This is a genomic window from Paenibacillus woosongensis (genome assembly GCF_009725165.1).
Taxonomy (GTDB): domain Bacteria; phylum Bacillota; class Bacilli; order Paenibacillales; family Paenibacillaceae; genus Fontibacillus; species Fontibacillus woosongensis.
Genome location: NZ_WNZW01000018.1, coordinates 1 through 14,871 on the forward strand (window position 1 = coordinate 1; position 14,871 = coordinate 14,871).

Annotated in this window: 21 protein-coding genes and 1 rRNA gene; 2 read left to right on the forward strand and 20 right to left on the reverse strand. The window is 48.7% G+C overall.

The genetic code is table 11. The annotated features are described in order from the left end of the window. The 3 genes from GNP95_RS23830 to GNP95_RS23840 form a co-directional block, all read right to left on the reverse strand. Window positions 1-201, reverse strand: a 16S ribosomal RNA gene (locus GNP95_RS23830); the annotation flags it as partial. Window positions 202-510: 309 nt separating this feature from the next. Further along, on the reverse strand, window positions 511-741 hold the full coding sequence (locus GNP95_RS23835; protein ID WP_155613328.1) for a hypothetical protein: 231 nt from the start codon (window positions 739-741) through the stop codon (window positions 511-513). A gap of 189 nt (window positions 742-930) precedes the next feature. After that, window positions 931-1,542 carry a stage II sporulation protein M gene (locus GNP95_RS23840; protein WP_155613329.1) on the reverse strand — a complete coding sequence of 204 codons (612 nt, stop codon included), beginning with the start codon at window positions 1,540-1,542 and terminating at the stop codon, window positions 931-933. 127 nt (window positions 1,543-1,669) lie between these two features. Between GNP95_RS23840 and pdaB the strand changes: the two genes are divergently transcribed. Continuing rightward, window positions 1,670-2,479, forward strand: coding sequence for a polysaccharide deacetylase family sporulation protein PdaB (gene pdaB, locus GNP95_RS23845; RefSeq protein WP_155613330.1), 810 nt, complete (start codon window positions 1,670-1,672; stop codon window positions 2,477-2,479). A gap of 144 nt (window positions 2,480-2,623) precedes the next feature. On the opposite strand, the gene GNP95_RS23850 is transcribed toward pdaB, so the two are convergent. Then, window positions 2,624-3,232 (reverse strand): KinB-signaling pathway activation protein, encoded by a 609-nt coding sequence (locus GNP95_RS23850; protein ID WP_155613331.1) that lies wholly within the window; start codon window positions 3,230-3,232, stop codon window positions 2,624-2,626. 129 nt (window positions 3,233-3,361) lie between these two features. Here GNP95_RS23850 and gerD point away from each other — a divergent pair, with 129 nt between their 5' ends. Then, entirely contained in the window at window positions 3,362-4,153 is a 792-nt protein-coding gene (gene gerD / locus GNP95_RS23855) for a spore germination lipoprotein GerD (RefSeq protein ID WP_155613332.1), read from the forward strand. A 46-nt stretch (window positions 4,154-4,199) separates the two neighbouring features. Here the strand turns inward: gerD and GNP95_RS23860 are convergent, their stop codons facing one another. The 16 genes from GNP95_RS23860 to map all read right to left on the reverse strand — a co-directional run bounded on the left by GNP95_RS23860 (window position 4,200) and on the right by map (window position 14,871). After that, window positions 4,200-5,321: an Mrp/NBP35 family ATP-binding protein gene (locus GNP95_RS23860; RefSeq protein WP_155613333.1), complete on the reverse strand. Its 1,122-nt coding sequence runs from the start codon at window positions 5,319-5,321 to the stop codon at window positions 4,200-4,202. A 48-nt stretch (window positions 5,322-5,369) separates the two neighbouring features. After that, window positions 5,370-6,140 (reverse strand): N-acetylmuramoyl-L-alanine amidase CwlD, encoded by a 771-nt coding sequence (gene cwlD, locus GNP95_RS23865; RefSeq protein WP_155613334.1) that lies wholly within the window; start codon window positions 6,138-6,140, stop codon window positions 5,370-5,372. Between the two features lie 85 nt (window positions 6,141-6,225). Beyond that, window positions 6,226-7,395: a sulfate adenylyltransferase gene (gene sat / locus GNP95_RS23870; RefSeq protein WP_155613335.1), complete on the reverse strand. Its 1,170-nt coding sequence runs from the start codon at window positions 7,393-7,395 to the stop codon at window positions 6,226-6,228. Between the two features lie 35 nt (window positions 7,396-7,430). Next, on the reverse strand, window positions 7,431-8,123 hold the full coding sequence (locus GNP95_RS23875) for a phosphoadenylyl-sulfate reductase (RefSeq protein WP_155613336.1): 693 nt from the start codon (window positions 8,121-8,123) through the stop codon (window positions 7,431-7,433). A 174-nt stretch (window positions 8,124-8,297) separates the two neighbouring features. Beyond that, window positions 8,298-8,690 carry a 30S ribosomal protein S9 gene (rpsI, locus tag GNP95_RS23880; RefSeq protein WP_155613337.1) on the reverse strand — a complete coding sequence of 131 codons (393 nt, stop codon included), beginning with the start codon at window positions 8,688-8,690 and terminating at the stop codon, window positions 8,298-8,300. A 20-nt stretch (window positions 8,691-8,710) separates the two neighbouring features. Next, window positions 8,711-9,148 (reverse strand): 50S ribosomal protein L13, encoded by a 438-nt coding sequence (rplM, locus tag GNP95_RS23885; protein ID WP_155613338.1) that lies wholly within the window; start codon window positions 9,146-9,148, stop codon window positions 8,711-8,713. Between the two features lie 255 nt (window positions 9,149-9,403). Continuing rightward, on the reverse strand, window positions 9,404-9,829 hold the full coding sequence (locus GNP95_RS23890; protein ID WP_155613339.1) for a TFIIB-type zinc ribbon-containing protein: 426 nt from the start codon (window positions 9,827-9,829) through the stop codon (window positions 9,404-9,406). Window positions 9,830-9,912: 83 nt separating this feature from the next. After that, window positions 9,913-10,686, reverse strand: a complete 774-nt coding sequence (gene truA / locus GNP95_RS23895; protein WP_330163604.1) for a tRNA pseudouridine(38-40) synthase TruA — start codon at window positions 10,684-10,686, stop codon at window positions 9,913-9,915. Between the two features lie 301 nt (window positions 10,687-10,987). Beyond that, complete coding sequence (gene rplQ / locus GNP95_RS23900) at window positions 10,988-11,353, reverse strand: 50S ribosomal protein L17 (RefSeq protein WP_019635795.1); 366 nt, start codon at window positions 11,351-11,353, stop codon at window positions 10,988-10,990. Between the two features lie 36 nt (window positions 11,354-11,389). Then, window positions 11,390-12,334, reverse strand: coding sequence for a DNA-directed RNA polymerase subunit alpha (locus GNP95_RS23905; protein ID WP_055105094.1), 945 nt, complete (start codon window positions 12,332-12,334; stop codon window positions 11,390-11,392). A gap of 129 nt (window positions 12,335-12,463) precedes the next feature. After that, window positions 12,464-12,859, reverse strand: coding sequence for a 30S ribosomal protein S11 (rpsK, locus tag GNP95_RS23910; protein WP_019635793.1), 396 nt, complete (start codon window positions 12,857-12,859; stop codon window positions 12,464-12,466). 19 nt (window positions 12,860-12,878) lie between these two features. Continuing rightward, window positions 12,879-13,247 carry a 30S ribosomal protein S13 gene (rpsM, locus tag GNP95_RS23915; RefSeq protein WP_019635792.1) on the reverse strand — a complete coding sequence of 123 codons (369 nt, stop codon included), beginning with the start codon at window positions 13,245-13,247 and terminating at the stop codon, window positions 12,879-12,881. A 21-nt stretch (window positions 13,248-13,268) separates the two neighbouring features. After that, a complete protein-coding gene (rpmJ, locus tag GNP95_RS23920) occupies window positions 13,269-13,382 on the reverse strand; it encodes a 50S ribosomal protein L36 (protein ID WP_068779123.1) in 114 nt (37 codons plus the stop codon). Between the two features lie 200 nt (window positions 13,383-13,582). Next, entirely contained in the window at window positions 13,583-13,798 is a 216-nt protein-coding gene (gene infA, locus GNP95_RS23925) for a translation initiation factor IF-1 (RefSeq protein ID WP_019635791.1), read from the reverse strand. A 2-nt stretch (window positions 13,799-13,800) separates the two neighbouring features. Continuing rightward, window positions 13,801-14,115: a KOW domain-containing RNA-binding protein gene (locus GNP95_RS23930; RefSeq protein WP_155613341.1), complete on the reverse strand. Its 315-nt coding sequence runs from the start codon at window positions 14,113-14,115 to the stop codon at window positions 13,801-13,803. Window positions 14,116-14,118: 3 nt separating this feature from the next. Beyond that, the gene (map, locus tag GNP95_RS23935) at window positions 14,119-14,871 is read right to left on the reverse strand and encodes a type I methionyl aminopeptidase (protein WP_155613342.1); all 753 of its coding nucleotides are present in this window, start codon (window positions 14,869-14,871) and stop codon (window positions 14,119-14,121) included.

A 14,871-nucleotide genomic window follows, 5' to 3' on the forward strand; every position in this document is an offset into this window, starting at 1 on the left:
CATGCGGCGAAATGATTTATCCGGTATTAGCTACCGTTTCCGGCAGTTATCCCAGTCTTACAGGCAGGTTGCCTACGTATTACTCACCCGTCCGCCGCTAAGTTATTTCGGAAGCAAGCTTCCAAAATAACTCCGCTCGACTTGCATGTATTAGGCACGCCGCCAGCGTTCGTCCTGAGCCAGGATCAAACTCTCCATTAAAGTTTGACTTGCTCATTTTGAATCTGACGAGATCAGATTTGCATCTGACTCTATTATTTAGATTTCACTTCCGTGAAACCCGCTCACTCGTTGTTCAGTTTTCAAAGATCAACCTTGTTTCGCGTGTCACCGTTGTTTCAGCGGCGACTTTTATAATATATCATAGTTAGCTAGGTTTTTGCAAGAGTTTTTTTAAACTTTTTTTATTTCTTTTATAAACTCTTACTTTCCCGGCTGCCGTACCTCAAAAGCGGCACGAATGATAATTTATCACACCCCTTCCCTTAAAGTCAATACCTGTTTTTCATCTTATTGCTTTGCCTGGGGAAAACGAGCTTTTCGCGCATATTTGGAGAGTTCCTTCGAGGGTGCAAACCGGGCATACATTCGAAATATGGTTTTGTATCTATTGGCAATGGCATGCCTGATATCCTGATCCAGGCGGTGATCACTCATATCCAGCAGCATTTCATCCAGTTCCTTGCGTAGGACATAATCTAATTCTTTACATTCTTTCTCATTAAATAACATACCCAACATGGCTCACAGCTCCTCTTTCATCTAAATTACGATCGTTGCAGGGAAAATGACCATAAGATGAAACAAATCTCATCTGTCGTTGGTTAACGATGATTAACCTTTTTGCCAAATTAAGAAACTCGGTCTTTTGAACCGCTTTAATGGTATGCACAACTTTTAGGGAAAATATGAATGCAATCCTAATTTTTATCATTGAACCAGATGAAATGTAATCGTGCTTTCAATAATGGCCGCGATGAGCAAGGCCACAGTAATCCAGAACGCTGCGGTTCCCGCCGCACGGAAATAAGCTCCCCATTTTACACTGCGTTCATGCCTTTCTCTTGCTCCAAGCTCCCCCAAGCTTTTCAGCACCAAATAACCGAATTGCAGACCGTAGGTAGCGGCGATCAGAATAGCCGGAATTTCTATAATGCCATGCGGCAGCAAGCCCTTTACAATCAATTCGAACATGTCTGCCCCTTGGGCCGATGTCTCGCGAACCAGGTATCCAAGCACCATTCCGTTCATCACCAGGAACACGACGGGCATAAAACCGAAGAACGCGCCGAGGCCGATAACCAGCAAGCTTTTGATGGCATTGTTCAAGAAAATGAATATAAAGAAACTTAGCTCCGGCGAGGAAGACTGCGACAAAGTGCCGCTCACCTCACGTAGTGCATGAATTTGTGGCTTCAGCATGGCGCCAAGATAGTCCGAATATACATTGCCAAGCACAATTCCGGCAACGAACAACGTCAGTGAAACAAGCAGCATTTTCCGATAATGGGCCAAATCTTGAATAAAACAACGAAAAGACATAAATACCTCCTAGTGCTGTCTCTGATGTTTTCCTCTAAAGCGGACGAGAACGGTTATATTCGCAAAAGGTACGAGCATATATTGTAACAGCGGACAAATTTATTTTGAAACGAGAGGGGCTTAACTTATGAATAATTTCTTCTACGTCCTCAACGGAAAAAAGATCAAACGCTTCATGTTTGTATTTGCCGCGGCCCTGTTTGCAGCCGGTATCATCTATGTAGAGAAAGAAAATATTACGGTATTCTCCGAAGAGAGCAATCATTCGGCTATCTACAGCGTATCTACCGACAAGAAGGTCATTGCTCTCACCTTTGATATCAGCTGGGGGGATACAAGAACAGAGCCAATACTTCAGGTGCTTAAAGATAAGGACGTGAAAAAAGCGACCTTCTTCCTCTCCTCCCCTTGGAGCAAAAGCCATCCCGAGCTCGTCAGGGCCATTCAGCAGCAAGGCTTTGAAATCGGCAGCCATGGCCATAAGCACGTCAACTACAGCGGCCTTGAAGATGAAGAAATTAAGCGGCAGCTTACGACGGCTCATTCTATTTTAACCGATTTGACCGGAAAAGCACCTGCCTTGCTCCGGCTGCCGAACGGGGATTTTGATAAGCGCGTGCTAAAAATTGCCGACGAGCTTGGCTATAAAGTGATCCAGTGGGATACCGATTCGCAGGATTGGATGAACAAGGGCGTTCAAACGATCGTAAACCGCGTCGTCAGCAAAGCGCATCCCGGTGATATCGTTCTCTTTCATGCCAGCGATTCCGTTAAACAGACACATGAGGCGCTTCCAATCATTATCGACGAGCTCCGTAAAAAAGGATACGAATTCGTTACCGTCACCGACCTGCTCCAGGAAGCGGGCGTCAAAGGCGCTCAGGTGAGGGATCAGGCCTGGATACAGGAGCAAATCGACATCGCGGCAGGAATGTAAACAGATGGCAGATGTAGCGGCACAAACAGCGGCATAAGGAAGACTTGTTGGCTTCATGGACTTCCGTTTTAACGGAGGTCTTTTTTATGGCTTGGATAAAACAAAAAGCCCAGTATTCATACTGAGCTTCTTCGCTTGCTTCTATTATTGCGGGCTTTGCGCAGACCCTGCAGGAGCCGCAGGCTTTAATACTTTATGCAGGATTAGTATCTGATACGCATTGCATGCCAAAAGCGGAGCAACGATCCATGCTGTCGCCGCATTAACTCCGATCTTAAGCACCCCGATCATTTCTACGATCGTCACAGCGATCATGAAGAACAAGGTTGGAATCCATGCTGTTCCATTGGTCAGCTTCGCCTTATAAAAAGCTACGGCACAAGCCACAATAAGTATAACCGCGCTAAGAACGATATCGGAGCCGCCCTGCCCTTCTCCTACAAACGTCCGGAAGAACATCAGCTCAAGCAGCGCAAGCGCGGTGAGCACAATTTGTACGTATTGCCAGGTTCTTCTGGTAAAAACGCCTGTGCCCATGTAGTTGATCATCAAATAAGCAAAAAAGCCCATTTGGGAATATACGCTAACCATAATGCCTACCCCAAGCAAAATACCGACATTCACCAAAAAATCCACCGCTCCGTTTAACTGCACGGTATCCGTCCATTGCAGGATTAGGCCTACGGCCAGCGATCCAACTGCTCCAACCAGCAAGGTGGTCCAGAACAAATAAAGCCAATTTTTCAAATTCAAAACCTAACACCCCCACTAACGAATTATTTTACCAACGATTCCGGTAAAACACCATGCTTTTCAAGGGGATAATTCCTATTTCACGTCCGCATACTACATACAGCGATCACGATGAAGGAGGAAGGAACCATGAAACGGCTGAACTACCGATGGATGCTGTGCCTTATATGTGCTTGTATACTTCCGCTAACGGCTTGCGGTTCTGAACCGAGCTCCTCTTCTGCTCAGGGAGGGGGATACAAAGAGACGAAATCCATGATCATTGACATACTTAAAACCGATGAAGGTAAAAAAGCCATTTACGAAGCGCTCAGCTCCCCGCCATCCGAAGGCGGAAGCGGACAATCGGGCGGAGGCGGAGGCTCCAGTTCCGGGGGGTCAGGCGGATCTTCTGGCGGGAGCGGGGGCTCTAGTTCCGGCGGGGGCGGCACGATGGGGATCAAAATGATCCTGCCAACCCAAACCTCGGAGCAGGTGAAAATGGCCGTCAAGGAAACAATCACCTCCCCGGAATACAAAAAAGAGTTCGAAAAGATTATGACCGACCCCAAATTCGCTGGCGATTTCGCCAAAGCGATCAATTCGCAGAACAAAGAGCTGCATATGCAGTTGATCAAGGACCCGCAGTATCAGAAGTCTGTCAGCGAAATTATGAAATCGCCTGAGGTTATGAAAATGTTCCTCGATCTTACCCAAACGCCCGATTTCCGCAAGCAGTCCATGACTGTCATGCAGGAAGCGATGCAAAGCCCGCTCTTCAAAATGGAAGTGATGGATCTGCTCAAAACGGTGGTGCAGGAGCAGCTGCAGCCCAAGCTTGAAAAAGAATCTACTTCCGGCAAAGGCGGTGCTGGCGGAAAAGGCGGCGGTGGCGGAAAAGGCGGCGAAGGCAACGGGGGCGGCGGAGGCGGAGGCTCCTAGACAATTAAATTTTCCTAGCTGCCATAAAATAAGACTGACCATCGGGTCAGTCTTTTGCGTACTTATTGATAACCTGCAGGGCTATGTCATCATAGATCCGGCCAACTGTGCTGTCCTGCTTATACACGCAAGGCGAAAAGTCCGGTTCGGCCGGATGGTTGTCCGGAGCGCCAAGCGGAATTTGCGCCAGCAATCCAGTGTGCAGCGTCTCGGCAAGCCGCGCTCCGCCTCCCCGGCCAAAAATATAGTCCTTCTGGCCGCAGGCCGAACATTCGTAGTAAGCCATGTTCTCAATTACGCCCAGCACCTCGTGGTTCGTCTTCAGTGCCATCGCTCCGGCACGGGCCGCCACGAAGGCAGCCGTGGCATGAGGCGTCGTCACGATGATTTCGCTGCTATGCGGAATCATTTGATGCACATCAAGCGCCACATCTCCTGTTCCCGGGGGCAGATCAAGCAGCACATAATCGAGCTCCCCCCAATCTACATCGCTAAAGAACTGGCGAAGCATCCTTCCCAGCATAGGCCCCCGCCAAATGACAGGATTATTCTCCTGAATGAAGAAACCCATCGACATTACCTTTACGCCAAAGCGCTCGACAGGAATAATCGCCCCTTCATCCAAGTTAGGAACTTCTTCAATGCCCATCATATCCGGAACACTGAAGCCGTATATGTCCGCATCGATTAAGCCGACACGCTGTCCACGCCGGGCAAGCGCAACAGCCAAATTTACAGTAACAGTAGATTTGCCAACTCCGCCTTTGCCGCTGGCAATCGCAATGAACTTCACGCCGGACTTCGGATCCAGAATTGGCAGCTTCTCGAGGCCGGCAGCATGTCCTTTGCGCAGCACCTCCTCATCGGAAGGTTCTTTTCCCCCTGCTTCTCCCGGCTGCTCGCCCACAGCCTCTTCGCGCTCCCGCTCGGAAGCTTCCCGGAATCTCAAATGAACATGACTGACGCCAGCATCCGCCAGACGGTCACGAATCTCCCGCTCCAGCAGCTTCTGCGTCTCTTCATCCTTCTCTAGGCAGACTACTGTTAGAGAGACACGATCTTCTTTCACCATCATATCGCGAATCCATTGCAGCTCAACCAAGCTTCGTTTCAGCTTCGGCTCGGCAATAGGGCGCAAGGCCGCTTGAATATGCTCCTTGGATAACAATGACAGCACCTCGACTTCGTATCATATCGTGTAAATATGTATATTATATCACTCTCCGCTCTTCTTTGCCCTTTTTCCCGTCTCTCCGGCGCTATATCTTAAAATGCCCTGATAAATCGAGGCCGCCACCTTCTGCTGGTACTGTTCGCTGCCGAGCATCGCCGCCTCCCCCGGATTGGATAAAAAACCGACTTCCACGAGCGCAGACGGGATTTTCAAAGCTTTCAGCAAATAAACGGATTTATCGTTTTGCTTCGCTACACGATCGCTGTTCTCCAAATTACGTATCAGCTCATCCTGAATCAAGTAGGCCAAATCGTAGCTTTTTTCATCCTCCTTGGTAAAAAACGTCTGTGCCCCGCTCCATTTACTGGAAGGGACGCTGTTCACATGAATGCTGATCAGCAGTTTGGCCTGCTTCTCTTTGATGAAGCGAACGCGGCGTTTTAGATCCTCGGTTTTGCGTTTGCTGTACCCTTTTGTTCCTGCATCGGCTAAATCTCGATCATCTTCCCGGGTCATGACGACAATTGCCCCAGCCTGCTGCAAATAGTCGCGCAGATAAAGAGCTACAGCCAGATTGATATCCTTCTCGATGAGGCCTTGCCGGCTTACGGCTCCCCCGTCCGGCCCGCCATGTCCGGCATCCAATGCTATAGTGACTCCGGCTAAAGGCAGACTCCAATAATTCCAGGCGTTCCTTGCCGGAACTTCGTATACCGCAATTCCCCATAGTAAGCCCAGCAAAACGAGGCCGAGCATCAGCTTTTTAATATGACCTAATGAAATCCATAGCGTCACCTTATCCCTTGATCCCATAAAAAAGCCACCTCCGAACCCATATGATTCTAATCATCTATATGGGACGAGGTGGACAAATATACCTCATATTCGATTTATGACATTAAATAACGACCTGGTGGCTCATGCCCTCAATCAATACTTTCGCTACTTCTGGTCTCGTGAACTCTGGCGGCGGGCATACACCATCGCGCAGCAAAGCTCTTACCTTCGTACCCGACAGCGTCAAATGCGCCTCTTTCGGATGCGGGCACGTCTTGCTTGAAGCCATGTTGCCGCAGGTCGTGCAGAAGAAGCTGTGCTCGAAGAAGAGCGGAGAAATCCCAAGCTCCTCCGGCGTAAAGTTCAGGAAGATTTCCTGTGCTTCATATGTTCCGTAATAGTCGCCGACACCCGCATGATCACGGCCAACGATGAAGTGGGTGCAGCCGTAGTTTTTGCGGACCATAGCATGGAAAATCGCTTCCCGTGGTCCGGCATAACGCATCGCGGCCGGGAACACGCCAAGGAAAGTACGATCCGCAGGATAATAATTGTCCAGCAGCGTAAGGTAGCTCTTCATGCGCACGTCCGCCGGAACGTCATCCGACTTCGTTTCGCCGACCAACGGGTTCAGGAACAATGCATCAACAATTTCCATCGCGCTCTTCTGAATATATTCATGCGCGCGGTGCACCGGGTTACGTGTCTGGAATCCGACCACGGTACGCCAGCCCTTCTCGGCAAATAAGCGCCGAGTTTCTGCTGGATCAAAGTAAAACTCGCCGAAGCGCTCCGGCTGCGGACGATTGAGCACCTGCACTGGTCCACCCACGTAATAAGGCGAACGTTCGAAAAGCTTAGCTACTCCCGGATGCTCCTTATCTTCCGTTTTGAATACATTTCTCGCTTCCTCAGCCTGGTCCACTTTATAGACGCTCTCCACGTCAAGCAAGCCGTAGACGACGCCGTCTTGTTCCCCTACAAGCGCAACACGCTTGGAGATTTCCAACTGCTGCGCCTGATCCTCGCTCACGGACAAGGTAATCGGAATACTCCACACCGTACCGTCAGCGAGTCTCATCTTCTGGACCACGGATTCGTAATCTTCTTGATTCAAGAATCCTTCCAGCGGAGAAAAGGCTCCGACACCGATCAAATCCAAATCCGAAATCGTCCAGGCATTGATCGAAATTACCGGAAGGTCTTTAGCTAGCGCGAGTAATTCTTCTCTTTCCTTACCTGTCACAACCCGATTTACCAGTTTGCCACCATGTGGCAAAATTGCTGTCATCTCCATCTCTCCCTGCATATTGAATGTATATATTATTATTTATGAAGTCCGCATTCGGTTTTATCCGTTCCTGACCAGCGTCCTGCCCGTGGATCTTCTCCCGGCATAACTTGACGAGTACAATACTCGCAGCCGATGCTAGGATAATTCTGATCGTGCAGCGGATTGTATACCACATTGTTAGCCCGGATGTAGTCCCATACATCCTCCGAAGTCCAGCTAGCTATCGGATTGAATTTGACCAGCCCGAATTTCGTATCGTATTCCACTTTCTTCGCATTGGCGCGCGTTGGCGCCTGATCGCGCCGGATCCCCGTGATCCAGGCATCGTATCCGGACAATACCCGGGTCAAAGGCTCGACCTTGCGAATGTTGCAGCAGGCATTCGGATCGCTCTTCCAGAGCTCTTCGCCGTGCTGAGAGGCTTGCTCCTCCGGCGTAATTAGGGGAGATACCCGCACGAATTCAAGATTGTACTTGGAAGCCATTTTATCGCGTGTTTCATAGGTTTCTTTAAAGTGGAAATCCGTGTCCAGATAGAAAATATCCGTCGACGGGCTGATCTTCTGCAGCATATCCACCAGCACGACATCCTCTGCACCGAAGCTGCACGCAAATGTAATATTCGGGAATGTCTGAACTGCCCAAGCGATAATCTCTTCAGGAGATGCGTTCTCGAACTCCTCCGCCTTAGTCTGAATCAACTGTTCTTTCTCCAATAAATTCATGGTTTTGTCCCCCTCGCAGCAAATTTACATAAACAAGGAAATATTCCTACTAATCAGATTTGAATTATAATTTAAAGTATAGAACTTTTTAACAATAAGTCAATATGAACGCAAGAAAAAAGCCCCTGGCCAATAAAGGCCAAGGGCTTTCTTTCCTTGTTCTGCAAGGGAATATTAACGTTTGGAGAATTGTGGCGCACGACGAGCAGCTTTAAGTCCGTATTTCTTACGCTCTTTCATACGTGGGTCACGAGTCAAGAAGCCTGCTTTCTTCAGTGCAGGACGGAATTCTGGATCTGCTTTGAGCAATGCACGGGAAATACCGTGGCGAATTGCTCCTGCTTGACCAGAGATACCTCCGCCGTGAGCGATAACGATCACGTCGTAGTTAGTGCTTGTTTCTGTCAAGTTCAGCGGTTGTTTAACGATCAGTTTGAGTGTTTCCAAACCGAAGTAGTCATTGATATCACGTTTATTAATGACAATGCGTCCTTCACCCGGTACAAGGCGAACACGAGCTACCGAATGTTTACGACGACCTGTCCCATAGTATTGTACTTGTGCCATGAAACTGTCCTCCCTTTTAATTATCCGCGAAGTTCGTAAACTTCTGGTTTTTGTGCTGCATGTGGATGCTCAGTACCCGCATATGCTTTCAATCTCAGCTTCATTTTCTCGCCTTGACGAGTTTTAGGAAGCATGCCGTGAACCGCAGATTCGATCATGCGCTCAGGTTTTGTTCTCAACAGGTCTTGAGCAACCGTCACTTTAAGGCCACCTGTGTGCTGGGAGTGACGATAGTATTTCTTGTTTTCCATTTTGTTGCCGCTAAGTCTGATTTTCTCAGCATTGATGACGATAACGAAATCACCGCCGTCAACATGAGGTGTAAATCCTGGTTTGTGTTTACCGCGAATCAATGCCGCAGCTTCGCTTGCCAAACGGCCCAGCGTTTTGCCTTCGGCATCAATGATGTGCCATTTGCGCTCAACTTCGCTTGGCTTAGCCATATAGGTGGTACGCATGTAAAGATCCTCCTTCATTCTCGTCCGAAATGGTTCATGGTTCATAGATACCAGACATGTTCATGCTCTTTGGGCGCAGAACGAATCTGGTAAATTTATCTTCGTTCCTATGCTTATTCGCATTTAAATTATCATAGATGTATCGTCTTCTTATTGGGGGCTGTGGGATAGCCATAAGAAAACACAACTTATATTTTACAGGATGCACATTTATTACGCAAGTCTTTTTTAGAGCAAATTGAATTAAACTCGGTATTAATCGAACAAGTCTCCAAGAACGTCGAGAACCGACTTTTTCTTCTTATACTTGTAGTGATCCTTATGATATTTACCGCCGCCATAAGGATTGCCGTAACGAGGATCATAGCCCTGCTGCGGAGCCTTGGACCCATACCCAGACTGACTACCCGGCCGGGGCGCTCCCGGATCGAATCCCGGGTTGTAGCTTGACCCAGGCCCTGGCTGGCGATACCGCTCATCTCCCTCACGATAAGCCTGTCCACCCTCGCGGCTTTCATACCACTCGTCAAATGCAGGCCGCAGCTCACGGATTTCTCCAAGCAGCTTCTCCAGCTCGCCGCGGTCCAGCCATACGCCTTTGCAATCCGGGCAAACATCGATCATAACGCCATCCTTCTCTATTTCCCTCATGCGAACGTCATTGCAAACAGGACATTTCATAGTCGTGTACCCCTCCTAGAAACTAGTTGAGTATGATACGTTTCGTAGACTTGATGGTTTCACTTAAGCTTATGGCCTCTGCCCTAGTGCTGTTCGTATTCCACGCTCCACAGCATAAGCCCCTTGCTTTCCGCGGTTGGCCCAGCTGCCTTGCGATCCTTCGCCTCCAGAATTTGCTTCATCTGTTCTGGAGGGCGCTTGCCCTGACCTACCTCAAGCAGGGTTCCCACGATGATCCGCACCATATGCTGCAGGAAGCCATTCCCGCTAATATACAGATGAATCACGCCCTGATCCCTGGTGCCTGGCACAGCCAGCGACATATCTACTTCGATTCTCGTCTCGTCGATCGTCCGGACATGGCTGGCCTTCGTAGAATGACGGGAAGCAAACGACGTATAATCATGCGTTCCCAGGAGGCAGTTCAAGCCCTCACGCATCGCATCCACATTAAGCTTTCCCGGATGATGAAGCTGGTAGCTGCGCTGGAATACGTCAGTAAACCGGTTAGCATTAATCGTGTAACGGTACGTCTTCCGTTTGGCTGACCGCCTGGCGTGAAAATCAAGCTCTACTTCCTTGGCAGACGTAACGCGAATATCTGCAGGCAGGCGCCCGTTTAACGCAAGGCACCAGCGTCCTACCGGAATTTGCGACGAGGTCAAGAAATGAAACGGCTGCGCCCGGGCATGAACCCCGGCATCGGTGCGGCCGGAGCCATGGATTTTAACCGTCTCGCCTGTTAAATTCTGAATAGCCGCTTCCAGGCAATCTTGGATCGTATTGCCTCCCGGCTGCGTCTGAAAGCCATAATAATTGCTTCCGTCATAACAGACCGTCATCAGTAAATTACGCACGACCTTGCCACCTTCCTGAACGCTTGCTGCATGCTTGTGTTAATAAATGAAAAACTCTCTGAACGAACTAGCCATATCCAGGCTTGGCGTACAGAGAGTTTGCATCATATATGGCCGAGCCCAATGCGTGCCCCCAGACACGCAACTGTCCTCTAATAAGAGCAAAGCCCCGCTCAAGCCGCCCATGGCTCGTTCGGGGCTGAAAGCCGCTGAACCGAAAGTCCGGCTCCTTCCGCTGTCGCTCTCCTTATGAATAAGCTATATTTCCCTGTGGGAAAATAGAGGCAATTCACGAAGAATATTATGCCCGGTCTACCAGTTCAAGATAAACCATAGGGGCAGAGTCACCACGACGAGGTCCCAGTTTCAGGATACGAGTGTATCCGCCTGGACGCTCGGAGTAACGAGTTGCGATTTCTGTGAACAGCTTTTGGATTGCATCTTGCTCTCCGTCGATCGATTCGCGGCGAACGAACGCTGCAACTTGACGGCGGGCATGCAAATCACCGCGTTTTGCTTTTGTAATGAGCTTCTCAGCGATAGAACGAACTTCTTTCGCTTTCGCTTCTGTCGTTTGGATGCGCTCATACAAGAACAGGTCTGTTACCAGGTCACGGAACAAAGCTTTACGTGCACTAGAGTTACGTCCCAACTTTTGGTATGCCATGTGTATTCCCTCCTTCGCTAAAACGATTCAAGCAATCTATTCTTCCGTACGAAGTCCGAGTCCAAGCTCTTCCAGCTTCTCTTGGACTTCCTCCAAAGATTTGCGTCCGAGGTTACGAACCTTCATCATATCTTCTTCGGTTTTCGTCGTCAGCTCTTGCACGGTATTGATACCGGCACGTTTGAGGCAGTTGTAGGAACGAACGGAAAGATCGAGCTCTTCGATAGTCATCTCAAGCACTTTCTCTTTCTTGTCCTCTTCCTTCTCTACCATGATTTCCGCGTCCTTCGCTTCGTCTGTGAGACCCACAAACAAGTAAAGATGCTCAGTCAATATTTTCGCACCGAGACTAACCGCTTCCTCTGGTTTAATGCTGCCATCTGTCCATACTTCAAGCGTGAGCTTGTCGTAGTTGGTCACTTGGCCAACCCGTGTATTCTCTACGACGTAGTTGACACGTGCAATCGGGGTATAGATCGAATCCACAGGAATGACACCGATAGGTTGGTCATCTCGTTTATTCCGATCTGCCTGAACATAACCGCGGCCCCGGCCTGCGAATATGCGCATGTGAAGTCTGGAACCCGGTTCAAGCGTAGCAATATGCAAGTCCGGATTCAGAATTTCAACATCGCTATCCGCACGGATATCACCTGCTGTAATAACTCCTTCGCCTTCCGCATCGATTTCAAGGATTTTCTCCTCATCCGAATGGATTTTGAGAGAGAGAGCTTTCAGATTCAGAATGATCTCCGTAACGTCTTCCATTACACCCGGAACGGTCGAAAATTCATGCAGAACGCCATCGATCTGGACCGAGGTTACCGCTGCACCCGGTAGAGAAGAGAGCAAAATCCGACGCAGCGAGTTACCCAGAGTGGTGCCATACCCACGCTCAAGTGGTTCTACTACAAATTTCCCATAGGTGCCATCATCGTTAACTTCTACGGTCTCAATTTTCGGCTTTTCGATTTCTATCACGAAATTACCCCTCCTTCAAAACGTCGTTCCTAAAAAACAGCCATGTCTTCTGAAGTGTACCATGTAGTATGCCTAAACAACCATTGTTACCAAGTTGCAATGTTGTTATACACACCTTATGCAACTTCATTAAACACGACGGCGTTTTGGAGGACGGCAACCGTTATGCGGGATTGGAGTCACGTCTTTAATCATGTTGACTTCAAGGCCTGCCGCTTGCAGGGAACGGATAGCGGCTTCACGGCCGGCTCCAGGACCTTTAACCATAACCTCAACGGATTTCATGCCGTGTTCCATTGCAGCTTTAGCAGCTGTTTCAGCAGCCATTTGCGCAGCGAATGGAGTAGATTTACGGGAACCTTTGAACCCTTGGCCGCCGGAGCTTGCCCAAGAGATCGCATTACCGTGCGGATCCGTAATCGTTACAATCGTATTGTTGAATGTGGAACGAATATGCGCCACACCAGATTCGATATTTTTACGGTCACGACGTTTAGTACGTACGACTTTTTTTGGTTTAGCCATTGTCAGTTATCCTCCCTTCTTATTTCTTCTTGTTCGCTACTGTACGACGAGGACCCTTACGAGTACGGGCATTCGTTTTCGTACGTTGTCCGCGAACAGGCAGGCCACGACGATGACGCACACCACGGTAGCAGCCAATTTCGATCAAACGTTTAATATTTAAGGAAATTTCACGACGCAGGTCACCTTCAACCTTAACCTCTTTGTCGATCGTTTCGCGTAGTTTGCTAACCTCATCTTCCGTCAAATCACGAACACGAGTGTCCGGATTGATGCCTGTAGTATTCAGGATTTTCTGAGAAGTCGTTTTACCGATTCCGAAAATGTAAGTCAAGGCGATCTCAACGCGTTTGTCACGTGGCAAATCCACACCAGCTATACGAGCCATTTTACGCTACACCCCCTTCTATTAACCTTGTTTTTGTTTGTGCTTAGGATTCTCACAGATTACCATTACATGGCCTTTGCGACGAATGACTTTGCATTTTTCGCAAATAGGCTTTACAGAAGGTCTTACCTTCATGTTAATTACCTCCCTAAAGTTTTGCGAAGCAAAACTTTCTTCGTAAGGATTAGCCTAGCTTTACATCAAGTAAAACTAACTTTGAAGCATTGACTTCGAGAATAACTTCGTTTCACAGGTCACCACAAAAAATAAATTATATGCAGTGACAAACTCAACCTGAATATCATACCACATATTCGCAATAAATGATATGGTATCTATTTACGGTAAGTAATACGACCTTTTGTGAGATCGTACGGTGATAGTTGAACGACCACTTTATCTCCCGTCAGAATACGGATGAAATGCATCCGCAGCTTACCGGAAACATGAGCGAGAATTTGATGACCGTTCTCAAGCTCTACTTTGAAAGTAGCATTCGGCAGCGGCTCAACAACTACACCTTCGACTTCAATGACATCTTCCTTAGCCACAGTCAGTCTCCTTTCTCTTCAGCATTTGGATTGGCGGATTGAACGAATGCGCGCACGGCATGCCGCAGCTTCGCATTAGTCACCCGACCGCTTTCCTGCAAACTATGAACAACCTCGCTGCTAATGATTGGCGAAAGTTCGAGATGCTGTACATTCTTCCGTTTGGGCTGATCAAACTTTCGTTTGTTCCCATCCGCGATCAGTACGAACTTGGTGTCCACAATCGCTACAACAACAGCAACCGACCCGGCTTCTTTGCCCTTCAACACTCTCACCATTTGGCCGATCTTGGCTTCTGAGCAGTGCTCCACCTTCATCGCCTATTCGTCCAGCTTTGTAAGAATTTCCATACCGTCCGCAGTAACTGCTACAGTATGCTCGAAATGAGCGCAGAGCGAGCCGTCCACTGTAACGACTGTCCAGTTATCTTCCAGCGTTCTTACATATCGCTTGCCTACGTTGACCATAGGTTCGATAGCCAGAACCATACCTGGCTTCAGACGTGGCCCCCGATCTGGAATGCCGTAATTCGGAATCTGCGGTTCCTCGTGAAGATTCGCGCCGATGCCGTGACCGACATATTCGCGAACGACCGAAAAGCCTGCATCCTCAATGTAACGCTGAATAGCATGCGATATCGTGTATAAGCGAACATCGGGTTTGACGAGCTCCAGTCCGGCAAAAAGAGATCCTTCAGTAACTTCGAGAAGTTTCTTCGCTTCCTCTGAAATCTTGCCAACCGGATAAGTCCATGCCGAGTCGCCATGAAAGCCGCGATACTCCGCACCGATATCAAGACTGATGATGTCGCCTTCATTCAGTTTGCGTTTGCCGGGAAATCCATGTACCAATTCTTCGTTAACCGAAGCGCAAATGCTGTAAGGAAAGCCGTTGTAATCTTTGAAAGACGGCACCGCGCCTTGACTGCGAATGTACTTATCAGCAATTTGATCGAGTTCCCCCGTCGTAATCCCGGGCTCAATCGATTGTGCCATGAGCCTGTGCGTCTCCGCGACGATCCGCCCTGCTTCTCTCATAAAGCCAAGTTCCGTTTCGGATTTACAAATGATCAT